Origin of the sequence: Nostoc mirabile CHAB5784, assembly GCF_020829645.1 — a bacterium.
Taxonomy (GTDB): Bacteria; Cyanobacteriota; Cyanobacteriia; order Cyanobacteriales; family Nostocaceae; genus Nostoc; species Nostoc mirabile.
Genome location: NZ_JAIVFS010000008.1, coordinates 110,518 through 137,030, shown reverse-complemented (window position 1 = coordinate 137,030; position 26,513 = coordinate 110,518). Strand labels below are relative to the sequence as shown.

General features: G+C 41.0%; 22 protein-coding genes and 2 pseudogenes. 8 read left to right on the top strand and 16 right to left on the bottom strand.

Annotated elements, in window-relative coordinates; translation table 11 throughout:
* Nucleotides 1-159: 159 nt before the first annotated feature.
* From LC653_RS08445 to LC653_RS08435, 3 genes are all read right to left on the bottom strand, one after another.
* Nucleotides 160-1,215 carry a 3-deoxy-7-phosphoheptulonate synthase gene (locus LC653_RS08445; protein WP_229494064.1) on the bottom strand — a complete coding sequence of 352 codons (1,056 nt, stop codon included), beginning with the start codon at nucleotides 1,213-1,215 and terminating at the stop codon, nucleotides 160-162.
* Nucleotides 1,216-1,414: 199 nt separating this feature from the next.
* Complete coding sequence (locus tag LC653_RS08440) at nucleotides 1,415-3,073, bottom strand: alpha-amylase family glycosyl hydrolase (RefSeq protein ID WP_229494063.1); 1,659 nt, start codon at nucleotides 3,071-3,073, stop codon at nucleotides 1,415-1,417.
* Nucleotides 3,074-3,518: 445 nt separating this feature from the next.
* Nucleotides 3,519-3,896 (bottom strand): DUF1823 family protein, encoded by a 378-nt coding sequence (locus tag LC653_RS08435; RefSeq protein ID WP_229485484.1) that lies wholly within the window; start codon nucleotides 3,894-3,896, stop codon nucleotides 3,519-3,521.
* A 238-nt stretch (nucleotides 3,897-4,134) separates the two neighbouring features.
* Between LC653_RS08435 and LC653_RS08430 the strand changes: the two genes are divergently transcribed.
* Entirely contained in the window at nucleotides 4,135-4,368 is a 234-nt protein-coding gene (locus LC653_RS08430; RefSeq protein WP_229494062.1) for a polyribonucleotide nucleotidyltransferase, read from the top strand.
* Nucleotides 4,369-4,446: 78 nt separating this feature from the next.
* Nucleotides 4,447-4,749, top strand: a complete 303-nt coding sequence (locus tag LC653_RS08425) for an acylphosphatase (protein ID WP_229494061.1) — start codon at nucleotides 4,447-4,449, stop codon at nucleotides 4,747-4,749.
* A gap of 231 nt (nucleotides 4,750-4,980) precedes the next feature.
* Here the strand turns inward: LC653_RS08425 and LC653_RS08420 are convergent, their stop codons facing one another.
* Entirely contained in the window at nucleotides 4,981-5,208 is a 228-nt protein-coding gene (locus LC653_RS08420) for a hypothetical protein (protein ID WP_229494060.1), read from the bottom strand.
* Between the two features lie 788 nt (nucleotides 5,209-5,996).
* On the opposite strand from LC653_RS08420, the gene LC653_RS08415 reads away from it, so the two are divergent.
* The gene (locus LC653_RS08415; RefSeq protein WP_229494059.1) at nucleotides 5,997-7,253 is read left to right on the top strand and encodes a Na/Pi cotransporter family protein; all 1,257 of its coding nucleotides are present in this window, start codon (nucleotides 5,997-5,999) and stop codon (nucleotides 7,251-7,253) included.
* A gap of 265 nt (nucleotides 7,254-7,518) precedes the next feature.
* Nucleotides 7,519-8,175, top strand: coding sequence for a pentapeptide repeat-containing protein (locus LC653_RS08410; protein WP_229494058.1), 657 nt, complete (start codon nucleotides 7,519-7,521; stop codon nucleotides 8,173-8,175).
* A gap of 69 nt (nucleotides 8,176-8,244) precedes the next feature.
* On the opposite strand, the gene LC653_RS08405 is transcribed toward LC653_RS08410, so the two are convergent.
* From LC653_RS08405 to fraC, 3 genes are all read right to left on the bottom strand, one after another.
* Nucleotides 8,245-9,024 carry an ABC transporter permease gene (locus LC653_RS08405; RefSeq protein ID WP_229494057.1) on the bottom strand — a complete coding sequence of 260 codons (780 nt, stop codon included), beginning with the start codon at nucleotides 9,022-9,024 and terminating at the stop codon, nucleotides 8,245-8,247.
* A 141-nt stretch (nucleotides 9,025-9,165) separates the two neighbouring features.
* A complete protein-coding gene (gene fraD / locus LC653_RS08400) occupies nucleotides 9,166-10,182 on the bottom strand; it encodes a septal junction protein FraD (RefSeq protein ID WP_229494056.1) in 1,017 nt (338 codons plus the stop codon).
* A 176-nt stretch (nucleotides 10,183-10,358) separates the two neighbouring features.
* Nucleotides 10,359-10,898 carry a filament integrity protein FraC gene (gene fraC, locus LC653_RS08395; protein ID WP_229494055.1) on the bottom strand — a complete coding sequence of 180 codons (540 nt, stop codon included), beginning with the start codon at nucleotides 10,896-10,898 and terminating at the stop codon, nucleotides 10,359-10,361.
* A gap of 223 nt (nucleotides 10,899-11,121) precedes the next feature.
* Between fraC and LC653_RS08390 the strand changes: the two genes are divergently transcribed.
* Both LC653_RS08390 and LC653_RS08385 read left to right on the top strand, forming a co-directional pair.
* Entirely contained in the window at nucleotides 11,122-12,258 is a 1,137-nt protein-coding gene (locus LC653_RS08390; protein WP_229494054.1) for a cob(I)yrinic acid a,c-diamide adenosyltransferase, read from the top strand.
* Between the two features lie 89 nt (nucleotides 12,259-12,347).
* Entirely contained in the window at nucleotides 12,348-12,653 is a 306-nt protein-coding gene (locus LC653_RS08385; protein ID WP_229494053.1) for a type II toxin-antitoxin system RelE/ParE family toxin, read from the top strand.
* A 49-nt stretch (nucleotides 12,654-12,702) separates the two neighbouring features.
* Here LC653_RS08385 and LC653_RS08380 read toward each other — a convergent pair.
* Nucleotides 12,703-12,786, bottom strand: a pseudogene (locus tag LC653_RS08380) (IS200/IS605 family transposase); the annotation flags it as partial.
* Between LC653_RS08380 and LC653_RS08375 the strand changes: the two are divergent.
* The gene (locus LC653_RS08375) at nucleotides 12,781-13,662 is read left to right on the top strand and encodes an ImmA/IrrE family metallo-endopeptidase (RefSeq protein ID WP_229494052.1); all 882 of its coding nucleotides are present in this window, start codon (nucleotides 12,781-12,783) and stop codon (nucleotides 13,660-13,662) included. The pseudogene LC653_RS08380 and the gene LC653_RS08375 sit on opposite strands and share 6 nt — an antisense overlap.
* Nucleotides 13,663-13,751: 89 nt before the next feature.
* Here LC653_RS08375 and LC653_RS08370 read toward each other — a convergent pair whose 3' ends face one another.
* The 7 genes and pseudogenes from LC653_RS08370 to ilvN all read right to left on the bottom strand — a co-directional run bounded on the left by LC653_RS08370 (nucleotide 13,752) and on the right by ilvN (nucleotide 24,748).
* The gene (locus tag LC653_RS08370) at nucleotides 13,752-14,720 is read right to left on the bottom strand and encodes a GGDEF domain-containing protein (protein ID WP_229494051.1); all 969 of its coding nucleotides are present in this window, start codon (nucleotides 14,718-14,720) and stop codon (nucleotides 13,752-13,754) included.
* Entirely contained in the window at nucleotides 14,717-18,859 is a 4,143-nt protein-coding gene (locus LC653_RS08365) for a PAS domain S-box protein (RefSeq protein WP_229494050.1), read from the bottom strand. The genes LC653_RS08370 and LC653_RS08365 overlap by 4 nt, the downstream gene beginning before the upstream one ends.
* A gap of 1,113 nt (nucleotides 18,860-19,972) precedes the next feature.
* The gene (locus LC653_RS08360; RefSeq protein WP_229468434.1) at nucleotides 19,973-20,209 is read right to left on the bottom strand and encodes a hypothetical protein; all 237 of its coding nucleotides are present in this window, start codon (nucleotides 20,207-20,209) and stop codon (nucleotides 19,973-19,975) included.
* A gap of 453 nt (nucleotides 20,210-20,662) precedes the next feature.
* Complete coding sequence (locus LC653_RS08355; RefSeq protein WP_100900965.1) at nucleotides 20,663-21,013, bottom strand: hypothetical protein; 351 nt, start codon at nucleotides 21,011-21,013, stop codon at nucleotides 20,663-20,665.
* A gap of 253 nt (nucleotides 21,014-21,266) precedes the next feature.
* A pseudogene (locus tag LC653_RS47260) lies at nucleotides 21,267-21,338 on the bottom strand (HNH endonuclease); the annotation flags it as partial.
* A 721-nt stretch (nucleotides 21,339-22,059) separates the two neighbouring features.
* Nucleotides 22,060-23,565: an Asp-tRNA(Asn)/Glu-tRNA(Gln) amidotransferase subunit GatB gene (gene gatB, locus LC653_RS08350; protein ID WP_229494049.1), complete on the bottom strand. Its 1,506-nt coding sequence runs from the start codon at nucleotides 23,563-23,565 to the stop codon at nucleotides 22,060-22,062.
* A gap of 664 nt (nucleotides 23,566-24,229) precedes the next feature.
* Entirely contained in the window at nucleotides 24,230-24,748 is a 519-nt protein-coding gene (gene ilvN, locus LC653_RS08345) for an acetolactate synthase small subunit (RefSeq protein WP_229494048.1), read from the bottom strand.
* A gap of 345 nt (nucleotides 24,749-25,093) precedes the next feature.
* On the opposite strand from ilvN, the gene LC653_RS08340 reads away from it, so the two are divergent.
* The gene (locus tag LC653_RS08340) at nucleotides 25,094-25,462 is read left to right on the top strand and encodes a BON domain-containing protein (protein WP_229494047.1); all 369 of its coding nucleotides are present in this window, start codon (nucleotides 25,094-25,096) and stop codon (nucleotides 25,460-25,462) included.
* Nucleotides 25,463-25,551: 89 nt separating this feature from the next.
* On the opposite strand, the gene LC653_RS08335 is transcribed toward LC653_RS08340, so the two are convergent.
* Nucleotides 25,552-26,466 carry an alpha/beta fold hydrolase gene (locus LC653_RS08335; protein WP_229494046.1) on the bottom strand — a complete coding sequence of 305 codons (915 nt, stop codon included), beginning with the start codon at nucleotides 26,464-26,466 and terminating at the stop codon, nucleotides 25,552-25,554.
* Between the last annotated feature and the right edge of the window lie 47 nt (nucleotides 26,467-26,513).

Below are 26,513 nucleotides of genomic sequence, written 5' to 3'. Positions count from 1 at the left end.
TTAACAGCGATCGCTCGCCGAAATATATAATATTAGTCTTGGAATTCTATTCCGAAGCGGCATAGAAACGAAGCGGGGATTGTCATATATAGGTAATCACAAGCCCTACTAGCTTTGGGGAGCAAGATTCAAAGCCTCTGAAAACCTACACTATCCTATTTATTTAAGTTTTTCGTGAGCAGCCAAAATAATTTTTTCGGTTTCTTCCCAGCCAATGCATTTATCAGTTACAGAAATCCCATATTTTAATTCTTCTTTACCAATAATTGGTTGACTACCTTCATTCAAATGCGATTCTAGCATCATGCCAACTATTGATGTATTACCATCTACTATTTGCTGAATAATATTTTCTAAGACAGCACCTTGTAATTTGTAATCTTTATTGGTATTGCCGTGGCTACAGTCGATAACAATCCTCGGTGGTAAATCTGCCTGTTTTAATTTCTCTTCTACCAGTTTGACATTTGCTATATCAAAGTTGGGTTGACTACCACCCCTTAAAATTACGTGACCGTAGCCATTACCTTTAGTTTGAAAAACGCTGACCTGTCCGTTTTGATTAATTCCGATAAAATTATGCGGGTTTCTAGCTGATTGTAGGGCATTCAAAGCTACCTGAATATTGCCGTCAGTACCGTTTTTAAAACCCACAGGCATCGAAAGTCCGCTTGCCATTTCGCGGTGAGTTTGTGATTCGGTCGTGCGTGCCCCAATGGCAGACCACGTAATTAATTCACTAATGTATTGGGGTATGATTGGATCTAATGCTTCTGTACCAGCAGGTAATCCTAATTCTGTAATTTTTAATAATAGATCCCGTGCAATTAATAACCCATTCTCTACATGAAAAGAATCATCCATATCTGGATCGTTAATTAACCCTTTCCAGCCTACGGTTGTTCTTGGTTTTTCAAAGTACACTCGCATAATTAGTAGTAGCTTATCCTGGACTCGCTCGGCCAATCTTTTCAACCTTTGGGAATATTCGAGTGCTGCTTTTGGGTCGTGGATTGAGCATGGGCCAACTACTATAAATTTTCGGCGATCCTGAAAATCCAGAATCTGTTCTATTTCCTGCCTATATGCTAAAACTCTTTGCTCGGCTAATTGTGTTAAAGGTAATTTTGATTTAACTTCATTGGGAGTTAATAAAATGCGATCGTTCTCAATGTTAGCGTTGTCGATATTACTATTAAATAATTTGTTGTGCATGGGATGCTCTGGCAATTTTATATACGCACTTCAAATCAAAAGTGTAACACAAACCCATGAAATTTTAAAATAGCTTATTTTTTACTTGACAAATTTCCCACTAAACTGTATGTAAATTAAGTAATAACTGAAAAAAGGGAAATATTTTCCCCTTTTTTATTTACTATTGGACTACTTACTCAGTAGTATGTGTATATAATTACTGCCATACAAACACTTTAGCTTCGTATGGCCCCAAGTCAGTTATGATACCATCATCACCAGATTCGACATCATAATTACCTGTCCACTCATGCCATGTTCCAGGGCTAGGAAAGTTAGGAACATGATAGCCAGCTAAGAAGTTTTCTGAGAAATTTGCAATTACCACTACACGAGAACCTTCATCATTCCAACGAGTATAAGCTAATACTTTTGCCTCTGCATTTTCGTGGATAAAATCAATATTTTCTGTGTAGAGGGCATGATTGCTTTTACGCAGGTTGGTTAAGCCTTTGTATGAATCAAATAAACTACGATTTAGATCATTACCTAACAGCGTCCAATCGATTTTGGATGATTCAGGTTGTTTAGGTTTGTACTCACCAAATTCCTCTCCCATCCAAATCAAAGGTACGCCAATAGCAGTCATCAGGATGGCTACTCCTAATTTAACCCGCCTAAAGGCTTCTTCATCAAAAATCTCACGGTTTCCCAACTCAACCATGACATGGTTATGGTCATGGTTAGTCAGGTAATTTACTACATTGGTAGCACCCAAGAAGCCTTGGCGCTTGCAGTCAATGACATCTTTTAGACGCTCTAAATCAAATGTATCACCGCAGATATGTTCTAGAATGGAGTGATAGAAACTATCATGCCAGCAACCATCCATTGGCCCGTCTACATTGGTAATGCTGGTAGTTTCAGGAATGTGTTCGGCAACGTTGTAAAAAGGCTTCATGCTAGCAGTTTTTTTGGCTTCCTGAACAATCCAGTGCATGAAATCGTAGTTCGCAATTTGCCGCGCTGCATCATAGCGAATACCATCAAGATGATATTCTGATATCCAGAAACGGATTGTATCACCAATAAATTTCCGCGCTGGATAAATATCTAAATTTTCGTCATAATGTTCATAATTAAACTCAGGCCCCCAGTTATTATCAGGGTCACGAGGTTCATGATGATACCAATAATCGTGGTCAATTTGTGTTAAAGGAGCAGATGCTTCTGAGTGGTTATAAATACCGTCAATAATTACACGAATACCTCTGCCATGACACTCATCAATCAATTTTTTCAATTCAGCAGTAGAACCATAACTAGATTCTGTTGCAAAGAAGTGGCGGGGGTTATAACCCCAACTATAATCCCCAGGATATTCTTTAAGTGGCATCAACTCAATAGCGTTAATTCCTAGTTCGCATAGATAATCTAACTTTTCAATGACGTGTTTGTACTTGCCTCGTGCATAAGGATCATCCTCACCACCAGAAAAATCACCGACATGCAATTCATAAATTACCAATTCGTGGTCAGCAGGTAAAGGTTTCTCATCATGTTGCCAAAGGTATGTATCGGTAATCCTTTCGCCATCTTTGACCCGGATAACACCATCATCTTTTCCACTCAGTTCATCTATATCACTTGCATAGGGGTCAGTAACATCAACCCATTGTTCTGGTTCAAAAAACCATGAATTTGACTGGACGCGGAATTTATATTTATAAACGCCGTCCTCTAGTTCAACACTTGTGCGAAAATAACCATCATCACCTTTTTCCATTGGAATTTCTTGCCAATCAGAAAAAGAACCAATTAATGCGGCTCCCTTGTTGTAAGGTGCAAATAAATTAAATTCAATTGGCTTTGCCATAGAAGTGTTTGTAGTATCAAGGGTTGGTAGGAATATTCTCTGATACTCAATTTAATTTGCAAATCGCTCTAGAGAAATAATTATATAATCACTACCACTATCTTAAGGATGATTTTCTAAAACCCTTATAAATATTAATTATTATTGGGAGATTTTTGACTGTTTTTAGTATTTATTTTTTGGCTCAAATCCAGTTCAGTGTAGTACATATTTTGTTTATATACTACTAAAATTAAAATGTTATCGCATCTAACTGCAAATAATTAATGGAATTTTATGATCTTTTAAATAGCGAATATTAGTTAAAAATCAAATATATTTTTCTATAATAATTCTATTTCATTGGCGATAATTGCAACCCGCAAATCCCCGACTTTTGTGAGAAGTCGGGGATATTATTTCTCAGCGATTATTCAAGATTGCTATAAATATCTGTCGCATAATATTACTCAATTTTGTCGTTGGTTTGTTGCAGATAACTTAACAACCAATTTGCCGCAGTCGCTCTACGAGTTTGCCGAGGCCCAAATTCACCAATTTTGTAACCTTTGAAACCCAGTGTTTCTTTGAGCATTTGTTTATTTTCAGCAGGGATGGAACGAGTCAATTTTACTGTTGCGGGTCGAGATTCAATAAAATTTGGTGGTTGGGGGTAATCATCTTGCCATTCTGGTGCAACTTGGCTAGTGTCCCATTGTGCAGTTGAGGAATCATAGCGATAGCCTAAATAATGCCATAGCAACTGGTTGACTGTGACATCATCAAGTTTTTCGTCAAGAATTGCCCAAATTGTTTCTGTATTGAGTGGTGGCAGGTTAGACATAAGCAATTCAAAATTCCAAGTTGAAAAACTGACTACTGATTAATTAAATTCACTACAGTTAGTAGGTATTGAAAAATACTTTATCACTACTCTGCGACACTCCCAAAGATAGGGATAATTTTATTTTTATCTACACCTGCTGGAAGATTTATCCGCTACAAGCATTAGACAAACTACTAAAGTGACCCTGAATAAGGAGATTCGCTAACTCAGGAGGAAAATTATGGAAATAGGGGATATGTTCAGAAATATAATCGGTGGCAAGCAGAAAAAACGTGATGAAGAATGGGATAATCGCGATCGCCAGTACAAGCATCGTGGCGATGATGACGATGATCGCCAGTACAAACATCGTGGGGATGATGATGACGACGATGACCACCACTACAGACATCGCGGCGATGATGACGATGATGATGACCACCAGTACAGACATCGCGGTGATGATGACGATGATGAAGACCGGGATTAATTTCGCTAGTTGGAGTTAAAAACAGCTTGTGTATACACAAACTAGGTAGACTGGGAATCGTAAAGATTAGACCAGTCTATGCAGAATTCCACAGCACTGCCAAAGATCATCCGCGCCCATGTGTTCATTTCTGGCCGAGTCCAAGGAGTCGGCTATCGCTATTCCACTGTGGATACAGCTACCCAGTTGGGATTAACCGGTTGGGTGCGGAATCTCCCCGATAATCGAGTAGAAGCAGTCTTTGAAGGGGCGCGAGATGTTGTAGATGACATGGTTCGTTGGTGTCATTCTGGGCCACCTGCTGCTGTAGTTAAAGATGTTGTGGTTGAGTACGAAGAACCGGAAGGGTTGCGGGGATTTGAAGTTAAGCGAGTTGACTAATTCCTAATTCCTAATTCCTAAGCTGACGTAACCTTCACCACAGATTCAAATAGAGAACAGATTGAGAACCCTGTGACAGGCGATCGCATGACGATTCTTTGCTCAACTCATGATACCAATGGGGAGTATGTAAAATTCTATTTTGAGTTGCCACCAGGATCGCAAGGTAGCCCTCTGCATTACCACGATACTAAGACAGAAATCTTTGAAGTCTCGTTATCAAGTTTAAAATTAATCTTGGTTTAAACCACAACCCAAACATCGCATACAAACAAAGAAAGCCGCTAAAACTGAGATTATCTCAAATAGCAATTGAAATGACAAAGGAGCTAGAGCAAATCCCCAAACCAGGAAAATTGTCCCAACTACCATAGCCGCAATGCGATGAATTTCCTCTTTAGTCCTTAAAGCAAAGAATAAAGTCCCTAACCCAATTAATAATAAGACTAAGCTACTCATAAAGATATTTCTTAATTAGAAGCTGAAAGTAAATCATCCAAAGCTACAATGCTGACAAAAATCGCAGATGCCAATTCTCTAAAATTTAGCAAGCATATAAAGATTTTACAGCCTAGCCTATGTTCGGAGACATTTTTGATCAAATATCACTAGGCAAACACTAAGATTATTTTAAAATAATAATTAATTATTAATAATTAAAATTTGTTTATCCTGTCCATCCTGAGCTGCAATGAACAGCATCAAACTTTACAAAAGTTACAAGTTAGGCTGTTTTTAAGGAGCGATCGCCCTATCCTGGTAATCTCCTTGTTACCTGCTTTTAAAACTGCGATCGCTTAAATCATACTTTATAGTTTCAAGCGATACAGAAAGCAGTAATTTCCTAGCCTTGCAAACAGTAAAACGTTTATTTGGGATGATTAACACTGCAATTTTTATTACAACATTTGCTCTCTTGGAATTAAGTATTAATTTTTGTTTAATTTAAGTTTAAATTTTAATTAAATAGTGGCATCTACCTATCAATCTCTTTCTTAAGACGCAAGTCATAGAGGTTGAAAGCAGAGTACATTTTTAATGTCTAGTGATGAAGCAATTTCTGAGATTGATTGTATATAAATAAATCACAACTTTTATATCCTAACGCTAAGATTGAGCAAGTTTAAATCAGTTTGAAACTTTTTGTGCAAGATATTAAACTGCTGTTTTGCTTTCCAACATTTGACACACATATTGATTATCAATAGTACTATTCATAATTGAAAAAACAGTTATCAGAAACTATTATGTTCTTAAGTAAAAGTTTAAAAAAAGTGTTGACCGGGATCATTTGGAGTATTATAGTTGCAGCTTTTGTTGTTGCTCCTTCTATTTTAGGAAAGAATTTGCCTTGGTTTGATAGCCCGTTACCACCTTTAGAAATTAGTGTTAATGCTCAGACTCCTGCTGGAGTAGAAGAAGCACAACAGAGAAATAATAAGCACGCTCAGAATTCTGGGGAAGAAACGAAAAATAGTCAACAGGGCAAAAGCGCTGAGTCTAAAGGAGAAGAACAGGGATTAGATATTTTCAAAATCATCACGGGTGCGCTGGCGGGATTGGTGCTGTTTTTGTATGGTGTAACGCGAATGGCTGAAGGACTGGAAGCGATCACAGGCGATCGCGCCAAAAGTTTAATTAGCAAATTCACCACCAATCGCTATGCTGGAGTAGCAACTGGCGCGGTGGCGACAACAATATTAGATTCGTCCTCAGTGACAATTATTATTGTGATTGCAATGGTGAGTGCTGGTTTACTGTCATTTATAGAATCTCTGGGCGTGGTTTTGGGTTCCAATATTGGCACAACTATTGGCGCTCAAATAGTTGCTTTTAAAATTAGTGAGTATGCGCCAATAGCAATGTTTGTTGGTTTATTACTAATTCTTTTGGGTAAGAAAGAACGCTGGAAACAAATTGGATTAGTTACTCTTGGCATCGGCTTACTGTTTTTCGGACTTGATACAATTGAAACCGCAATGGAACCTTTTAAGGATTACAAGCCATTTATCAAATGGATGGAAACCTTGGGGAACAACACGCTCTTAGGTGCCGCAGTTGGGGCGCTGTTTACAGTCTTAGTTCAATCTTCCTCTGCTACCATTGCGATTATTATTATTTTGGCTAGTCAAGGATTAATCTCATTGCCCGCAGGTGTAGCGTTAATGCTGGGTGCTGAAGTTGGCACTTGTGCTGACACATTGGTAGCGACCCTTGGACGCAATCGCTCAGCGGTACGGACAGGTGTTTTTCATTTATTATTTAATCTTGTTTGCGCTGCTGTAGGTATTTTATTTGCCAGTCAATTGGCAGCACTTGCCCAGTGGTTTTCTCAGTTACTCGGTGCAGGGGATGATATTGCTCGTCAAATTGCAAATGCCCAATTGATATTTAACGTGCTGGGAGTGATCCTAGTGATCGCATTTTTGCCCTGGATTGCCCGTGCATTGGAACGGCTAATCCCTGATGAAAAAAACCAAAATCGGCAGACGGAAAGAGTGTAGGCGAACTGCTGACAAAAGTAATGGTAATTTTGAGTTATTCTCACCGACCTAGTTAATTCTACTTGACTTATCAATGTTTCCTGACCTATGTCAGCATTTTTTGTTTTAAAAACCAGTTAAAAAGCGCATTTTCAAGCTCCTAGCTATTTTTTGGGAATTTATTTCTGATTATTTACTCAGATGATCTCCATTTGCGGTGTACTCTCAATATACGGTAACTATCACACTCGACCTTTGAGATAAATTACACCCAGAGGTGAATACCATGAAAAATTATGCTACTCAACAGGAATTTATATTAAGTCAAATCACAAATAAATATTATCAGCGCCGAGATTTCAGTGGATGTGACTTGCGTGGAGTCGACCTGAAAGGAATTGATTTAAGTGGTGTTAACTTCATAGGAGCGGATTTGCGTGATGCAAATTTGTGTGGCTGTATCCTCACTCGTGCTAATTTAAGTGGCGCAAATCTGATGCAAGCTAACTTACGTGAAGCTAATTTGTATGAAGCATCTTTGTGCGAAGCTAATTTGATTAATGCTGATTTAACACGAGCAAATTTGTGTGGAACTTTCTTATGGCGGGCAAAATTCACAGGTAGTAATCTTTGGGGTGCTTCTTTATGTGATGTGGATTTGAGAGAAGCAGACTTAAGTGAAGCCAAATTAATTGAAGCATCACTGATTGAAGCTAATTTAGTTAGAGCTAATCTCACAGGAGCAAAGCTATGTGGAGCAAAATTACTTGAAGCTAATTTAACTGAGGCCAACTTAACTGGTGCAGACCTGACATGGGCAAATTTAACCAAGGCAAACTTGAATAAAGCAAACCTTTGGGAGACAAATCTGATTTATGCAAAGCTTCGGGATACTATTATGCCTGATGGCACAATTGAGCAACCTCAGATAATGATTTATTAGTCATTAGTCATTTGTCATTTGTCATTTGTCAGGAGAGAAGAAGTTTCTGTTTGCCCCAATGCCCAATGACTAAAATTCACGTTGTGAGAAGATAAAAATAGCGATCGCTAACAACATGGCACTATAAAGTAAGCCATAGCCAGCATTTGTAATCAGTGCAGTTGTGTCAGGTAGTGCTTGCAGACCATAAACGGCATTATTTTTCAAATCTAATCGAGATAAATCTGGCAAGATGAGAAACAAACCTTGAGTTAGACGTTCCATACCAGGGTTGCGGCTCAGACGACCAAGTTGCACTAAATCTTGAGTAATATTGCCGATTAAATATACCGCAAAGGTTAAAACAGTCGCCAGTAAAGAAGCCGTGAAAACACCAAAGGTAATAGCCACAGAGGTGATTAATGACAACTGCAAAAATAAGAAAATTGCAGCAATTAGAATGCTCGTCGTTGGATGAGGAATGTTACCAAATTGCAGAAATACCAGATAAATTGCTGTCATTGTGGCGACAAGCACAGCTAATACTGCGGATAAACCCAAGTATTTGCCGACGATAATTTCGCTGCGGCTGACAGGTTTAGCAATTAATACCAAAATAGTGCGTTTTTCAATTTCTTTATTAACCAGTCCCGTACCAATAAATATTGTCACAATTAACCCGATGGCGTTCATCGCCGCCATCCCAAAATCTAAAAACATTTTGTCTTCAGTCGTAGCTGCAAATTCAGGAAGGACGCGGAAGGCAGTGGCGAGCATTAGCGCATAAAAACCAATAATATATAGGATGCGATCGCGTACCACTTCCTGAAACACATTCTTTGCCAATACAAAAATTCTGTTGATAGTCATTTGTTATTAGTCATTGGTCATTAGTCATTAGTCAAGAGTTAGAAATTCTTCCCCTGCTCCCCCTACTCCCCACTACTTCGGCTTCTCTACGAGACGCTACGCGAACGCTCAGTACAAGTCCCCACTCCCCATTCCCTACCTTCACTGTTGCAGAGGCGGTGAGCCAGGAATCAATTTACTGCCGCGATCGCATTCAATTTCTGCAATTGTAATCTTATTGTCTGAGTTGGTAGTTGCTGCAACTGGTTCAATGCGACAAGATTTTTTCAAGTAATAGCCCCGTGGGTTAGAACTCGGGCCCATCCAAATACTTAATAAATCTAATATATATCCAGACTTAGCATTAGCTACACGCGGTTCAACGCGCCATAGTTCCTTTTCTTCATATTTACCCAAGTTCTTTTGAATTACTTCCCTACCCAGAGTTACTACCCGTGGTTCCACATCTTTTTTTAGGATCAACCATTTCTCTACTTCCGACCAAGGTCTTCCAGCTATTTCTTCTACTACTATTGGTTGAAGTTTCTCTAGAATTATAGCGCCGTTTCGGGGAATTTTTAGTCGTTCTTCTGTTCTGACAACAACGGTACTACTTCTAAAAGTATCTGCCTGCAAACTAGGATATTCTTGGAACCAATTATTCATCACAAAGTGAAACTGAATCCAGCAACTTAGCAGCATACTACTAGCAACTAAAATTACGATTCTTTGGCGGTCTTCTGGTTTAGGAATTCGAGCTTTTGCATCGGTATCATTTCCTTCAATAAATTCTGGTATAGCGGTAATTAGCGCTGAAATTGTCGGCCAAAAAACGATTGTTCTTGGTGTAATGACATCCTGTTGATTTCCAAATGCAAAAACACTCACTAAGAATCCAGTGATCACTGCCCCGACTGGCATAAAAGTACCAGGAACCCTCAAAGGGTCTTCAGTTGTATACCAAGCTGTGCCAGCAATTAAAAATAACCAACCGAAAAAGGCAATTATATCTTTGATATAACCTATAGCAAAATATGAAACTATCCAAGAAAAAACACTCAAATAAATAAATGTTTGCCAAGAATAAGCTTTGGGTGGAACTAATACCTTTCTAATTCCTGCATAAAGCCCTTCAGCAAATTTAAAAACCCCAAATACATCTTTAAGTAGCGTATTCATATTCTTACCTCCACCTGATTAATTAACTAGTTCCGTGGGTTTAAGTCCCCCGGTTCAATAAAAATTTTGTTTTGTGTTGGGGTTAAATCCCCATTAGAAAACTTAATTACGAATTACGAATTACGAATTACGAATTATTTAATCACTAGTCTTCCTTTAAATGAAGTAAGTTTTTCCTACTTTGAGCGAAATATTAAAATAATGGTTATAGCACTATAACTCAGAGAATTCGCTATTAATGTAGTAATCACTAAATTGGTATTTTGTAATTTAGCAGTGCTAAAACTACGCCATCGCCGCCGTTGAGATGTTTGAGGCTCCTCTTGTTTTTTAGCAACTGGTTCACTCAATGATAGTAGTAATACTCTTAAAATGAAAAACTTCATTATAAAAGTAGCAAAGAAAATTATACAAGCAGTTAAAATTAATAAACTTTGTGTATTCGCTGATTTAAAATTATTAAAAAACATATAGTTAATTAATTCTGATTTCAGTTGTATCGACAACATTGGTTCTGCTACAAAAAATATGAACCAACCAATTACACTAGAAAACAGATTCATAGAGATAGCATAAAAAATGCTAGTTTTTTTGTCAAATTTTAGTCGATTGTGCAAAACATACGCTTCAATCGGGATGGCAATCAGTACAAATAAAAAGTCAAACAGAATTCCACCAATAGGAAAAATCCTGGGAAGCATCCAATTTTCAGGCATAAATGGTCAAGGGTTAGGGTTAACTGTAGAGAGTATAACTGGGATAGTGAGGGTGATGGGGGAAATTATCTGATTGTTATTGTCTTTTACTATGTTGGTGTGCTAGTATTCCATTTTTGATATTATTTATACATGATACTGATGCATCAGAGGAGCAGTTTCTCTACCTAAGAGTATAAGACGTTAGGTAAGATTAAAGATTGCCACTTATAGCTTTTGAGAAATGACAAGGAACGGTATTGGTATTCGCACGGCGCAAGTGCGACAGGAACGGCTCGTTGGTCAAATTCACGTCTACGATGGCGTGGGTAAAGGTAAGTCCCAAGCGGCTTTGGGGGTGGTTTTGCGCTCTATTGGCTTGGGGATAAATACGCCTAGCAATTCTAACCGCGTTTTACTGCTACGGTTTTTAAAAGGGCCTGAACGTGATTATGACGAAGATGGTGCGATCGCAGCTTTGCAACGCGGGTTTCCTCATTTAATTGACCAGGTTCGCACTGGAAGAGCCGAATTTTTTGGTCATGACGAAATTACCACTTTTGACCGAGATGAAGCGATGCGGGGTTGGGATGTAGCCAAAGGCGCGATCGCTAGTGGTTTATATTCAGTTGTCGTTTTGGATGAAATTAACCCGGTTCTGGATTTGGGTTTGCTAGCAGTAGATGAAGTAGTGCGGACATTAAAATCCAAACCCCAAGAGTTGGAAATCATTGCTACCGGACGCGCCGCACCGCAAAAGTTGCTCGATATTGCAGATTTGCACTCAGAAATGAAACCTCATCACCACCCAACAGCTAAAGCTCTCTTCCTTGAGGGGATTGAAATTTATACTGGTGCTGGTAAAGGCAAGTCTACTAGTGCTTTGGGCAAAGCCTTACAGGCCATTGGTAGGGGAATCAATCATCCTGGGTCTACCCGTGTGCTGATTATGCAGTGGCTTAAAGGTGGTACTGGCTACACAGAAGACGCTGCGATCGCCGCCTTGCAGCAGTCATATCCAGAAGTGGTGGATCATCAGCGCTGTGGTGGAGATGCGATCGTCTGGCGAAATTCCCGGCAAGAATTAGACTACGTAGAAGCCGAACGGGGTTGGGAAATCGCTAAAGTTGCGATCGCCTCTGGTCTATATAAAACTATTATTCTTGATGAACTCAATCCCACCGTAGACTTAGAATTACTCCCCGTTGAACCCATTGTCCAAGCTTTACTCCGCAAACCCCGCGACACCGAAATCATTATTACTGGTCGCTGCCAAAATCCACCCGCATACTTCGACTTGGCTAGCGTCCACTCAGAGGTTTATTGCCACAAACACTATGCTAATCAAGGTGTAGAACTTAAACGAGGGGTAGATTTTTAGGCGTTGCTGATTAGTTGATATCCTAGATTCTCTAGAAACATAACAAATTTATTTACCAAAATGGTAAACTTATATTAGTCTGGTAACGCATGGAAATCACCTTCGCTGACGGCAAACTGCAAAAGCTATGCGAACAACAAAACCTAGCGCAAAGAAAATTGGGTACAAACTGTGCCAAGAAATTGACAGCCCGATTGGCTGACCTTGCAGCTGTTAGCTGTCTCAAGGAATTGTTTGCAGGTCATCCCCATCCCTTAAAAGGAGATAGGGCAGGTGAATTTGCAGTAAACCTAGAAGGTGGTAAACGACTTGTATTTAAACCAGACAACGACCCCATCCTCCTTACCGAGGATGGAAGCATTGATCGGTCAAAAGTTACGAGTCGTGATGCGTAAAGCCGCCTGCCTTTAGGTGGCGGATATAAGCGAACTTTCCTGAATTTATTCATCCGTGATGTGGATCATTAATATACTCCAAGACTTTCTGAGTACTAACTTTTCCAGTGGTGTCAAACATATATGAATGTGTCCTACAACAGCATTTTGGCTTAATCGTGAAGCCCAATATCGCGCTGGTTTAGCACGGATAGAAGAAGAAAACCGCTTAAAGGGGTGGACATCTTGGTTAGATCAGTTACCAGTCAAAGAATTGATGAACCAAGGTGTAATTCCTAAGTGCCGTCTAATTGCCAAGAATAAGCCTGGTTTGGTAAAAAAGTTACTGCAATTTTTCGGTGTTGCCTCGCCGGAAGATTGGCAGAATTATTATGCAGGTATGGAAGTTGCTTTTCGTCGTACACGCGAAGAGCAAAGTGATGTTGGTGCTATTTCCACTTGGTTGCGCTTGGGGGAAATAAAAGCAGAACAACTAGACTCTCCTAAGTACAGTAAACCAAAATTTGAAAAGGCGGTGCGGCAAATTCGCACTTTGACGGTGTTACCGCCAGAGGAGTTTGAACCACAGATGCAAAAGTTGTGCTGGGAAGCAGGGGTTGTGCTTGTTTTAGTACCATCAATAAAGAAAGCGCACGTCAGTGGTGTCGCACGGTGGTTAAACCCGCATAAGGCACTGATTCAACTTTCGCTTTACGGTAAAACCAATGACCGCTTCTGGTTTAATTTTTTCCATGAAGCAGCGCATATTTTGCTACATGATAAAGAAAATATTTTTCTCGATGAATGGAATAGTGGGGAAAGTTGGAAATCGGAGCAGGAACGCCAAGCAGATAAATGGTCGCGGGAATTTTTGATTCCACCTGAGTATGAAGGGGAATTAACGAAGCTTAAATCTGAAAATGATGTGATTGATTTTGCGGAACGTATCAGTATTCATCCTGGTATAGTTGTAGGTCGGCTGCAACATGATCATCTAATTGATCCGTCTTGGATGAATGGTTTAAAGTGAGGAAGAGCATTTTCAAGGGATAGAATAAGCAGACAATAATCCAAGCCGATACGTTTAAAACAGGCTGGAAATGTGTCGATTTTGGCGCACTAGCGGGAATTTTTACTTTGGGGTAGTAGAATATTTTGCACAAAGCGATCGCGTCCTGCTGCCTTTGCTTGATACAACGCCCGATCTGCGGCATAAATCATTTCTTCTAAGTTAGAATCTGGCTGAGGAATTTCTGTCGTAAACCCAGCACTAATGGTTACATGATGACTAACTTGGGAATTTTTATGAGGAATTGCTAGTGTTCGGACAGCATGGCAAATGTTGTCGGCAACATGAGTTGCACCCTCGGTGTCTGTGTTAGGTAAAATCACAGCAAATTCTTCCCCACCATACCGGGCAACTAAATCTCCGGGACGCTTAATAATATCTTTGAGCGCTTTAGCAATTTCTTGAAGACAGCGATCGCCTATCCGATGACCATAGGTATCGTTATATAATTTGAAGAAATCAACATCGCAAAGAATCAGGGAAAGAGGGCATTTTTCCCGTTTCATGCGCTGCCATTCTTGGTTAAAATACTCTTCAAACCGTCGGCGGTTAGCTACTTGAGTTAATCCATCGATAGTAACTAATCGCTGCAATTCCACATTAACGGCTTCCAGTTTTTGCTGTAACTGAGATTGCTCAATCAAGCGTTTTACCCGTTGTCGCAAAACTGGCCAGTGGACTGGTTTGGTAATATAGTCCATTGCCCCCACAGCAAATGCCCGGTCAACAGACTCTTGATCCTCAAGTCCTGTAATCATTAAAATTGGAGCGTGCTTGCTAGAATCAAAATTCTGTAACTGAGTGCAGCACTCGAACCCATCCATATCTGGCATCATGGCATCAAGAAGTACTATATCAGGATGCAATTGCTTAAAAACTTTTATTGCCTCTATGCCATTTTGAGCTTCTGCTATTTGATAGCCTTCCCGCTCTAAGAAATGCCGCAGTATCAGGCGGATAAAAGGTTCATCATCAACAATTAGAACTAAAGATTGGCTTTCTTGAGCATCGGCTTTCATGGTAATTCCTTCGCAAGTTCTTGTTCTAAAGCAGTTTTAACTTGTTCATATTCCTGATATAGTTGTGAGATTAATTCTAGGCTGTTTTCTAATTTACTGCTGCATCCCTGTGCTTCTAACACCTTGCAAAGCTGTGCCAGGGCGATCGCTCCAACAGAAGCACTGCTAGACTTAAGTTGGTGGGCTGTGTACCATAGAGTCTGGGCATCCTGAGTTGTGATAGCTGTGCTGATATCTTGTACCAGTCTGGGTGTCTCTGTAAGATAACACTCAATCAGTTCAACAAATGCCACACGATCTCCTCTGAGCATATTCTGCAAGGATTGGAGAATTTTGGCATCGATTTTAGCGGTTTTTAATGTCTGGTTTTGCTCTGACTGGATGATATTTTGCAAAGGTTGCAATTCTAAGGACATCACTTTACCTTGTTTTCCTCTCGAAGTAAATTCAAAACTTCTTTGAGGTGGGCATTTGCTGAGTGCCTCGGCTAACTCTTGAAGCTGAATTGGTTTGCTAATGTAGTCATCCATACCAGCAGCAAGACAGACTTCGCGATCGCCCCGCATTGCATTAGCAGTTATCGCAATGATATGGGGACGAAAGCCCACTCCCCATTCTTGATAGATTCTCCGAGTTGCTTCTAACCCATCCATTTTGGGCATGTGGACATCCATCAACACTACGTCATAGGGTTGTTTTTGCAAAGCCTTGAGCACTTCTACCCCATTGGCTACGACATCCGCCACATAACCCATTTTCTGTAGCATCCGTAGGGCAACTTTCTGATTGACAACTGTATCTTCTGCCAGAAGAATCCGCAGTGGCAGTCGATGAGCTAAATGCCGATCAACCAATGGAAAATGAGAAATACTCGCTGGGATTGGCTGATTTCCCAAAACACGGGTAATAACATCGTAGAATTGAGACTGTTTGATCGGTTTGCTCAAAGAGGCGGCAAACTGGACATCATTAAAATCAGAGGAAGTTTCTAGTCTACCCAAAGAAGTCAGAATCACCAAAGGCAGATTTTGACAACTAGGTTGCTTGCGGATTTGACGAGCTAGGGTTATACCATCCATTTCCGGCATCTGCATATCTAAAATGGCAATATCAAACTGCGTTCCCTTAGCAAGTTGAGCTAAAGCTTCTTTACCAGATTTGGCAGCATAAGCTTGCATCTTCAAAGACTCTGCTTGTAAGGTGAGAATTTGGCGATTGATCAGATTGTCATCCACAATCAACAGGCGCTTGGACGCAAGCTGCACTGATGAACTGCTTAATTCAGCTTGTTCTAACACAGCAGCCACTTTCGTCGTAATAGTGAAGTAGAATGTTGAACCTTGGGAAAATTTTCCACCTTTCCATAGAGGTTTAGGATTGCCACCGACAAACCCTTGACTTTCCACCCAAAGAGTGCCGCCCATCATCTTACTGAGCCGCTTACTAATGGCCAGTCCCAATCCTGTGCCGCCATAGCGTCGAGTCATGGAAACATCAGCCTGAGTGAAGGGTTGAAACAATCGCTCTATTTTCTCTGGTGCGATACCAATACCTGTATCTTTGATAGCAAATTGAATTTCGCAGAGAAGTTGCGGCTCTCCAACAGGTATAGGCGACTGGGAAGGGTGCAGAAAAGAGGAATTTTCCTCCTGCTTTCCTTGTCCCCAGTCCCCAATGCCCAGATCAACAGAGAGTAGCACTTCTCCATTTTCAGTAAATTTAATGGCATTGTTGAGAAGATTCATCAAGACTTGACGCAGACGTGTCATATCGCCGATGATTTGAGTCGGAACTTGCGGCTGGATCAGGTAAGCTAGTTCGATATCCTTTTGGGCAGCTTTCTGAGCTAATAGAGAAATAGCCTGCTCCACACAAGCTCTCAAATCAAAAGGTTGTTCTTCTAATTCCAGTTTGCCTGACTCAATTTTAGAGAAATCTAGAATGTCGTTGATGATGGTGAGCAAAGCATCTCCGCTACTGCGAACTGTTTCCACTAAGTCTTGCTGTTCAGGCGTGAGGTCAGTATCCAGCAATAAATTAGTCATGCCAATAACAGCATTCATTGGAGTCCGAATTTCGTGGCTCATCATCGCCAAAAACTCACTTTTTGCCCGATTTGCGGCTTCTGCCTGACGTTTTGCCTGCTCTAAGGCAAAGTTTTTCAAGGTAAGTTCTTCACGTTGGCGGGTTTCTTGCTCCAGTAAGTGAGCCTGTGCTAGAGCAATACCCAGTTGAGCCGCCACTGCTTCTAGTAATTCGATTTCGTCTTGTGTCCACTGGCGAAAATAGCTGTACTGATGTAAGCCGATCGCACCATTGGGTTCTCCTTGATAGGAGGTGCGAATTGACAGCATAGACTTCAGCCCAATTTGTCGGCAAATAGGTTCAACCGCCTGGAGTAAAGGATCAACGTACACATTGGGAGAAGCGATCGCTATTTCTTGTGCCATCATCTGCTCCGCATGAGGATTATTGGTCATGGGAACTTCCAATTTCAACATGGAGCAATAACCAGGGAGTGTACTATACTCTGCTACTAAAGGAATTTGGGGTGTGGGGTCGCTAATCGAAGAATGGATCAGACAGCGTTCAACTCCAAATGCTTTGCCAATTTGGGTAGCAGCCGTCTCAAATATTTTTCTGCTATCAAGACTTTGACGAATTTCTTGAGTAATTTGTTCAAGTAGTAGAGTTCGATGTAATTGCCGTTGCAGTGCTTCTTTGGCTCGTTTGTTTTCGGTAATGTCGTGATTAATGCCAACAGTGGCAACAGTTTCCCCCTGTTCATCCTGTAAAGAGATTATGGTTGTTTCGGAAATCCCCTCACTGCCATCTTTGCGAATAAAGTGGATTTCCCCTGACCAGCGTCCTTGCTGGTTGAGTCTTTCAAAAATTTTGTTGGTCAGCACTGCGGCTTCTTCCGGTTTATACAAAATACTGGGAGTTTTAGCTAAAACCTCTGCTTTGCTATAGCCAAACATGCTTTCGGCAGCAGAATTCCAGTCAATAATATTTCCGGTTAAATCTGTGATTATTACGCCATCATGCATGTTTTCAAAGGTGAGGGCTTGCCGATGCAGACTGGCTTCGGCAAGTTTGCGTAAGCTAATATCTGTCTGAATTCCAATGAAGTGGCTTAAGTTACCATTTTCGTCATGGATAGGAGAAATACTCAATTCATTCCAGAATAAAGTCCCATCTTTGCGATAGTTGCGGAGAACAACTTTGCAACTTGTTCCACCTTGAATAGATGAGCGCAGTTCATTGAGTGCTGGTTGCTGGGTATCTGTGCGTTGCAAAAATCGACAGTTTTGCCCAATCACATCAGTAGCACTGTAGCCTGTTATTTGCTCAAAAGCTGAGTTGACGTAAATAACTGGATGATCGGCGAGTCTGGCATCGACAATAATAATTCCATTACTGGTAGCAGCAAGTGCCCTCTCTCTCAGCCTCAAGGTTTCTTCAACCAGCTTCAAATCAGTAATGTCAAACATAAACCCTCTCAGCATAGTAGGACTTCCTGCTTGCTCAATTACGCTAACAACATCTCGCAGCCAAACAACTCGCCCATCGGCCGCTAACATCCGGTATTCAAATTCGTGATTTTCGCACCTAGCAGTTGCTTCTTGGCAAAAACGAAGAGACTTTTCCAAGTCATGTGGATGTAGATGATTGATCCAAAAATTTTCTTCGTACCACTCTGCGATCGGATAATTTAGCAAGTTTACCGCTTGCGGCCCAACGTAAATAAATCGCCAAGTTTTCAAGTCTAATTCCCAAGGGATGACTTTAACAGTTTCCAGCAACTGCCGCAAACGATTTTCGCTGGTGCAAAGGGTAGCTTCTACCTGTTTCAGTTCAAAAATCTTGTGAGTTAAATCCTGATTTTCTGCTGTTATCTGTTGGTTATTTGCCTGCATTATCAAGACAAAATAGATTGATAATGTCAGTGTGACAATAACCAATAACCCTGCAATCAATACTAATTGTGTTAATAACCCCGGAGTTTGGATTAAAAGTCTCTGCCAGAGTAAAACTATAGAAATTGAGAAGAAAATCCCCAGCAACAGCGCTAGTAATTCTCGTTTGCGGAAAAATTTCACAGCTTTGAACCAGTTATATCGGTGCTGTTTGACCACTATTAACCCTCCAGCACTTTCAGGGCTTATTGCGCTAACCTTTACTTTTAAGTAATCTCAAATATCAATAGCAAGGGGGCAATTACGGAGTTTACTTATAAGTTAGATATTTGGATATAATCTTCTCAGGAAAACTTAATAATTTATGGTTATAATTATTGCTTTTTTGATAGCAGGAAATTGTCTGTACTAAGTAGGTGGGCGCGGAAATAAACATACCATTTCAAATGGCGCAAGAGGTTGGAATACAATTCATACAATTATGCGTGAATGCGTGACCAGAAATAAAAAGGTACAGAGCAACTAAATTTATTTATGGGGTTCAAAATTTTTGAATGCGTGAATGCGTGATATCATGTCCGCTTGATTACTTATTAAACCCGAAGAACCCCACACGCTATCCGGCTCCACTTGGGGAGACCCCAAGACCGCACTGGCTCCCCTTAATCCCCTCCTCGCAAGCAGGAGGGGAGACAAAGCGACGATTGTCGGGGTGGGGTGCAATGACTGTGGGAATCATAACTAATTATGCGGACATAATATGACTTCCCCGAACGCGAGTGCGTCCCGTAGGGAAGGGGCTGACTTCCGCCAAGCGGTACTAGGCTTCTGTATGAGACGCGATCGCTAATGTGGTGCTGACGCGAATAAACTTAAAGTTACTGGCTTACCAACACCCTACGCGCAAAGGCTTACTGTCTGCTGAATTGGCAAGGGCGGCTCGGAAACTGGGATTTGAAAACGTAAAATACAAAGGTCGATATGCCAATACGCTTGGCTTTGTGAAAAATTGCTTTGTTGGGTTAAGCAAAGCGCAACCCAACAAAGCCCCGGAAATGTTGGGTTACCCTGCGGGATCTTGCTACGTTCCTCAACCCAACCTACACAGTTTAAGGTTTTTAGCGTTAACTCAACTGTATTGGTCGATATGCTCGTTGACAACATCGAGAATTTTTAAGTGAAGCGTGAATTGCAATCTGGAGTTGTAAGCGATGTCTTTGATGGGCTACGCCTACACATTTTTAATTTTTTTACCGAGGAAGGCAGAGGGCAGTTCGAGCTTACGAAAAACTGCCCTCTTTATAAGATAGGTCTATTGCCTATACTTATACCTTAAATCACAACTTCTTGGCGTTGACAATCAAAAACAACCATGTAGGAAGCATTTGCTCTTTCCTGGGGGAGGTGCCGCATATAGCCTTCGGCATCAGAACGGCTGCGGAAGCGAGCAACAATCTCGCGTTGCGTATTAGGAAGTAGACGCGCGATCGCCCAAGAATTGAGGCGTTCTTTATAGGCAATAGCTTGATTGTCTGATTTGGAAGCTTTGTAATCCGTATTTTCTGGCATAATTATGTTAACCGTATGAAGTTTAATGAAGGGCGTTAATTAGTTTCTAGGTAGGAATGCACTAACGCTTTTTTTAATGCTGCTGCCACCTTGTTATTCGATTCTTGAAAAATTGTCAACACTAAGCGCTATATTTTAGACCAATTAAGTTGGAATTTTTAGCTGGCTATAATCTCAAACCCTGAATTTGCAATTGTTCTAGGGCACAACAATCCTCAAAAAGAAAGTTTGGCAAATATTGGGTTTGTATGATTTGTATGCATACACATAAGTAAAATCTGCATCAGTGTTAAAATGAACGCCAACGTCTTAAAAAATACTATTAAAAAATTTATATCTCAAAGTTCTCAAAGCACTTGAAAACGAGAACAATAGAAAAAAGCGTGCATTCTCACTGAAGGCGGAGAAAGAGTTGCTCCGCCCCTGAATTTTTTTTCAATTTAACCTATCTCTTCACCACTCCTTATCTAGTAAAGATTCAAATTCAGCTTGTAAGGCGGTTATATCCGCCAATCTTGCGACTAGTAAATTATCCTTACCAGCATCAGTTAAACGTACTTTCCAATAACGAATGCTGTCTGAGTTATTCAACCAAAACTGAATCACGGTATCTACCACTTGATCGAGATTCCAATCCCACTTTGCTGGAACTGATTCCACTGATTCTAGAAACGTATCTAGTGTACAGGTATGCATTCCCAAGTATTCCACGCCTTGGTGGGGTGGTTTTTGCCCATTTTGCTGTTGGTGATTAAAAAACTGCAAAAGTGGAGATACTCCGACAATATCAAAAGTGTATTTCATGCTAGCACTCCCAATTTTAAATTACTTGCAGTAAAGCTTTAGTTTTTTCTAACATAACGTCTAATAAATAGCTAAAGCATCTAGAAAAAGTATAGTTTATATCTATATCATAAGCATTAAATCTCAGTCAATAATTAGCACTCAAAGCTTGTTAGTGCTAATTTATTTTAATAGTTTGATTTATTGTGAAGGAGTTTAAGTAATTAATTAATGAGTGGATACAGGAATCGCAAATTATTTTTTAAAATTCCTTTTATTGTGAGTTTATTTGCTGATGGCAATAATAATGCACTAGTTGGCAATTAGCATAATTGTTTTTACCTTTCTTATGACGAAAGACAAAAGCAAAAAAGGAGAGCCACTTGGGTCGCTCTCCAGATCATTACGGTGCATCTTTTTATTACACCATATCACTTTTTGTGTAAGGGTTAATACTTATCTATTCCAATTATTTCTAAAAATTTGATGAAGCTTTTACGTAAATACCACAGAACTCAAATAAAAAAGAGAGCCACTTAGGCAGCTCTCCAGATCATCAGGGTGCATCTACTTAGCACAGCATAGCATTTTAGGTATGCGAGGTGTCACCAGTTTTTATATGAAGATTTGGTGAAGAATCACCGGGAAAATACTTACTTGTGAATTGGTGAAAGACTTACTGCAATTCCCTTCTGCTCCCCTGTGCCTCTGCATCCCTCACTCAGCAAACTTGACTTGACAGAGTACTAGTAGTCTGTCCCATTAGTTACGAGGGGTGAACAAGTTCGTAGTAAGGACTTTAGTCCTAGATAGGACTTACGCAAGAGTTACGGAATAACGAACCTTATTAGGCGCAGAGTACACGGAGAAATCAGAGTTTGAGAGATATTTTGCGTAAGTCCTACTAGATTTTTAAGCACTTCAGTGCCTACTACGAACCCAGGAAATTTAATGAGACAAACCACTAGTACAGCAGGGCGTAAATCAAGCTACTATTTTAAAACTTGCAAGAGCCTTGATATACAAAACTTTTGAATGCGTGAATGCGTGACTTTTGCCTTGCGGTACTAGGCGTTCAGTTTTTTCTCCACCAATTCGTTAGTCAGCTTAGGATCAGCACGTTTGCCTGTCTTTTTCAGAACTTGTCCGACAAAGAAGCCTTTGAGGTTGGTGTTACCGTTGCGATACTTTTCTAGTTCTTTGGGATTGGCAGCTATGACTTCATCAACGATGGGTTCTAGTACACTAGGATCGGTAATTAACTCTTGACCGGCAAAGGCTTTTTCAGGAGAAATACCAGTGAGCAAATCTGGTAACTTTTCTTTAGCTTGAGCATTACTAATTTTGCCCGTTTCAATGCGAGTGATGATATTAGCTAGATTGGTGGGAGTTAGGCCGATTTCAGTAATACTGAGTTTTTGCTTATTGAGGTGGGCTGCGATATCTTGAGTAATCCAGTTTGCAGCAGCTTTCGGATTTGCTCCAGATGCGATAGCAGTTTCAAAATATTCCGCTATTGAACGATCTTCTGTCAGCACTCGCGCATCGTAAGCCGAAAGCCCCAACTCACTTTCATAATGATGGCGTTTTTGGGCTGGTAATTCTGGTAATTCGCTGCGCCATTTCTCTAATTCTGCATCTGTCACCTCAATTGGTGCTAAATCTGGTTCGGGGAAGTAACGGTAATCGCTAGAACCTTCTTTCACCCGCATACTACTTGTGCGTTGAGCGCCTTCTTCCCACAGCCGAGTTTCTTGGATAATGCTCGCGCCTGCAACGATTGCTGCAATTTGACGTTCAATTTCATAGTCAATCGCTCGTTGGATGGCGCTGAACGAGTTCATGTTTTTAATTTCTACCTTAGTGCCAAATTCCTTTCGTCCCACTGGACGCACAGAAATGTTGACATCGCAGCGCAGAGATCCTTCTTGCATATTACCGTCACTCACGCCGAGATACCGCACAATCCGGCGCAATTCTTCAGCATATTCAGCTGCTTCTAATCCAGAACGCAAGTCAGGTTCGGAGACAATTTCTACTAACGGTACACCTGCGCGATTGTAGTCTACCAGAGAATACGAAGAACCGGAGAGGCGAGTCTCGTTCCGAGAGGCTTCGCCAACGCCAACGCTACCTGCGTGTACCAATTTTCCAGCATCTTCTTCCATGTGCAGACGTGTGATCCCAATGCGTTTACGAGTCGGATTCCCCTCAGCATCTACCAACTCAATTTCTAACCAACCATGTTCTGCGATCGGTAGATCATATTGAGAAATTTGGTAATTTTTAGGTAAGTCAGGATAAAAATACTGTTTACGGTCAAATTTGCTATATCTAGCGATTTGACAATTCAGTGCCAAACCAGCCTTGATGGCGTATTCTAATACTTTTTCATTGAGTACAGGTAAGACCCCAGGTAAACCCATACAAACCGGGTCAATGTTAGTATTTGGGTCAGCACCGAATGCTGTAGAGCTATTAGAGAAAATCTTGGTGTTGGTACTCAGCTGACAATGGGTTTCTAGGCCAATAATCGCTTCATACTCAGTTTTTACGGTCGTAGCAATGGTCATAATATCAATATTTGGGCATAATCCTTATAGTGGTACTATTGTAGCGGCGTATTGAGGTGCCTTGAAGACGGTTATTTGGGTGAGCAATGCTTATCCTCATGAGCTTGAAAAGCGAGATGTAAACACAAGGTGAAGAAAATCTTAATTGTTGGTTCTGGGGGTGCTGGTAAATCCACCCTAGTACAGTGGGCGCGGAAATAAACATACCATTTCAAATGGCGCAAGAAGCTCGGAATACAATAGACGTCTCCGAAAAGAACAATAGCACTACTCGACAAGCTGTAGCTACCGTGCTTGAAAACAAGGATATCTTTACACCTTGGGCATGGGGGCGATTCATTCTGACAACAAGAGGATTAATTTCTCAATCTCAACTGGGAGTTTACCATTCTTCATCCAAACTTCCACATCTGCCTTTTTACATTTGGCGATGATACTGCCGACGCTCCCAAGGTAGATACGGTTAATCTTCCTGCTTGTCATTCAGCAATACTGGAAATACTAATATTTATTACCCGACCTTTTGACCCAGTACTTCTCTACCCAATGGGTATCGTGTTGGGGGGCAGTTTTTAAGGTACTTAAACTATGTCAAATGAGTTACATCATAGCAAGCTCTTCGCTTGCAGGGAGGGGGTTGGGGGTGGGGTTCTTATCTTCTTAACTAAACTTTTGCTTCCAAAGACTTGAGTAATTCGGTATTCACACCCGATTCGCGAGTCAGGGCAATTTTGCCAGTGCGGGCGATTTCTTTCAAACCAAATTTTTGTAACACCTGCACGATCGCTACCATTTTACCTGGATCTCCCACAACTTCTAAAGTGAGAGAATCTTCCGCCACGTCCACTACTCGCGCCCGGAAAATCTGAGACAGTTCGATCACCTCTGAGCGATTGCTGCTACTAGCATTCACCTTCAAAAGCATCAATTCCCGCTCTACGCAAGGAGTTTCGGTAATATCCTGTACTTTAAGGACATTGACTAACTTGTACAGTTGCTTGGTGAGTTGCTCGATAATGCGATCGTCACCAGGGATAACCATCGTAATTCGAGATACTCCTCCTTGTTCAGCAGGGCCAACAGCAAGGCTTTCAATATTAAAGCCGCGACGGGCGAATAAACCAGAAATGCGGGAAAGAACACCCGCCTCATCTTCTACGAGAACTGAAAGGGTATGTTTCATCTTCGCCAACAGAGGCTAGCACAGGATTTGAGGAACGCAGACTCTAGTACCGCTTTGCAGAATTCACTCATTCAATCAAAATTCCTTGAGTTGCAAACTCTTGACATTTTGTAAAATGTATGTTGACTTCTGTCGTGGTGTACTACTGCACTAATTGTCAGTGCGACCTTTTATTGTAAACTCAATAGCTGCACTCATTACATTCTCTAGAGATAAATAATTGGGTAGAAATCATCCTGCAAGGAGGAATTTCATTGAATCTATCTCTTTTCATTGATAGATGCGGCATTTTGGTCAAGCTTTTATACTCAGACTTAATGAGCTTGTAATAGGAGAAAAGTTTTTATGGGTTGGTTAAAAAGACTATTTGGGATGGAAAAACCTCAAAATGCCGAAGTAAATCCTACTCCGCAGTCAATAGCGCAAGCTCCTAATACTAACGTTGCTCCTACTGCTACTCAATCAATACCCCCAGAACGTGTGGGATTAAGCGGCGAATATGACCAAAGTGGGTTGGCAAAGCGGGTAGCGTTGGCATTTGATCAAGACCCCCAACTCGATGATGTTAATACCCTTTGGGTTGCTCAGACTGGTAGTACTGTGGTGTTGAAAGGTAAAGTTCCCAGTCAAGAAATTCTCAACAAGATGGTTTCTGTAGCTCGTTCTGTTAATGGGGCTACAGATGTTGACACTAACCAAGCTACGATTGGCTAGGTGTTAAATCAATTCAAAATTCAATAGTGGTAAAGGTATTGGTTGGCGCGATCGCACTCATTGCATAATATTTAGGGAGTAAGCAACGGTTAGCGATCGCTAACCCATCTCCCAATCCAATCTAAAATAGCTTGGTTGACTTGTTCAGGGCATTCATCATGGGGACAATGGCCCACATCTTCTAAATTCAGCACTTCCAACTTCTCGTTGTACTGGGCGAATTGGCTAGCCAGGGCTGGGGGAACAAACCGATCCTTTTGTCCCCAAATTAACAACATGGGAATTGTTAAGGTTGGTAATACTTTCTTGACACTGGGACTAAAGTTAATTCCGAGCGTAGCTTTGAACAAAGCACTAAAAGCTCTCGCAGAACCTCTATCTTGGGGAGGCCCTGCTAAAATTTCTATGAGTTCATCGGTAATTGCCTCTGGGTTAGCGTAGGCCAGACTAGCCCAGCGACGCAGCACCCCAGGACGGCGCACGAAGTTAAATACAGGTTTCAGAATCAACGGCGAAGCAACAATATTTTTAATTGCTCTGACAAGCGGTTGCAGCACAGGCGGGATTGCTTCTTGTTCTAGTGAAGGGTCGGGTAAACTCATCATCACCATACCCAGCACCATGTCGGGGTGAGCGGCGGCGGCGGCCATAGAAATCAGTGAACCGTTGGAATTGCCTATTAATATCGCTGGTTGACGGATAAATGTTTTCCAAAAGTCGTAAACCTGCTCAACCCAGAGTTCGATGCTGTAATTAGCTGCGGCTTTTTCAGAAGCGCCAAAACCCAACATATCTATGGCGTAGACTGTGTGATGTTCACCCAACACTTCTAAATTATGTCGCCAATGACCAATGGAAGCGCCAAAGCCATGTAGCAATATCAGGGGTGTTGTCTTGTGGTGATTTTGGCTAGGGCGAATGTAAGTGTAGCGGGTTTGCCAGCCGCGCCAAACCCAATCCCTTTGATTACCAACCCGTTCTTGCCAGTGTATCGCAGTGGTCACACTTACCTCCGATTCATCAGCGTGAAATTATATTATAAGAAAAATGC

Excerpts from the sequence above, each read along its gene's own strand:
- LC653_RS08410 (WP_229494058.1), top strand. The coding sequence starts at position 7,519 with ATGAAAAATTATGCTACTCAACAGGAATTTATATTAAGTCAAATCACA.
- LC653_RS08435 (WP_229485484.1), bottom strand. The coding sequence starts at position 3,896 with ATGTCTAACCTGCCACCACTCAATACAGAAACAATTTGGGCAATTCTT.
- LC653_RS08440 (WP_229494063.1), bottom strand. The coding sequence starts at position 3,073 with ATGGCAAAGCCAATTGAATTTAATTTATTTGCACCTTACAACAAGGGA.
- LC653_RS08445 (WP_229494064.1), bottom strand. The coding sequence starts at position 1,215 with ATGCACAACAAATTATTTAATAGTAATATCGACAACGCTAACATTGAG.
- LC653_RS08360 (WP_229468434.1), bottom strand. The coding sequence starts at position 20,209 with ATGCCAGAAAATACGGATTACAAAGCTTCCAAATCAGACAATCAAGCT.
- LC653_RS08430 (WP_229494062.1), top strand. The coding sequence starts at position 4,135 with ATGTTCAGAAATATAATCGGTGGCAAGCAGAAAAAACGTGATGAAGAA.
- LC653_RS08370 (WP_229494051.1), bottom strand. The coding sequence starts at position 14,720 with ATGAAAGCCGATGCTCAAGAAAGCCAATCTTTAGTTCTAATTGTTGAT.
- fraC (WP_229494055.1), bottom strand. The coding sequence starts at position 10,898 with ATGCCTGAAAATTGGATGCTTCCCAGGATTTTTCCTATTGGTGGAATT.
- fraD (WP_229494056.1), bottom strand. The coding sequence starts at position 10,182 with ATGAATACGCTACTTAAAGATGTATTTGGGGTTTTTAAATTTGCTGAA.
- LC653_RS08405 (WP_229494057.1), bottom strand. The coding sequence starts at position 9,024 with ATGACTATCAACAGAATTTTTGTATTGGCAAAGAATGTGTTTCAGGAA.
- LC653_RS08355 (WP_100900965.1), bottom strand. The coding sequence starts at position 21,013 with ATGAAATACACTTTTGATATTGTCGGAGTATCTCCACTTTTGCAGTTT.
- LC653_RS08420 (WP_229494060.1), bottom strand. The coding sequence starts at position 5,208 with ATGAGTAGCTTAGTCTTATTATTAATTGGGTTAGGGACTTTATTCTTT.
- LC653_RS08385 (WP_229494053.1), top strand. The coding sequence starts at position 12,348 with ATGGAAATCACCTTCGCTGACGGCAAACTGCAAAAGCTATGCGAACAA.
- gatB (WP_229494049.1), bottom strand. The coding sequence starts at position 23,565 with ATGACCATTGCTACGACCGTAAAAACTGAGTATGAAGCGATTATTGGC.
- LC653_RS08340 (WP_229494047.1), top strand. The coding sequence starts at position 25,094 with ATGGGTTGGTTAAAAAGACTATTTGGGATGGAAAAACCTCAAAATGCC.
- ilvN (WP_229494048.1), bottom strand. The coding sequence starts at position 24,748 with ATGAAACATACCCTTTCAGTTCTCGTAGAAGATGAGGCGGGTGTTCTT.
- LC653_RS08390 (WP_229494054.1), top strand. The coding sequence starts at position 11,122 with ATGACAAGGAACGGTATTGGTATTCGCACGGCGCAAGTGCGACAGGAA.
- LC653_RS08415 (WP_229494059.1), top strand. The coding sequence starts at position 5,997 with ATGTTCTTAAGTAAAAGTTTAAAAAAAGTGTTGACCGGGATCATTTGG.
- LC653_RS08425 (WP_229494061.1), top strand. The coding sequence starts at position 4,447 with ATGCAGAATTCCACAGCACTGCCAAAGATCATCCGCGCCCATGTGTTC.
- LC653_RS08375 (WP_229494052.1), top strand. The coding sequence starts at position 12,781 with ATGTGTCCTACAACAGCATTTTGGCTTAATCGTGAAGCCCAATATCGC.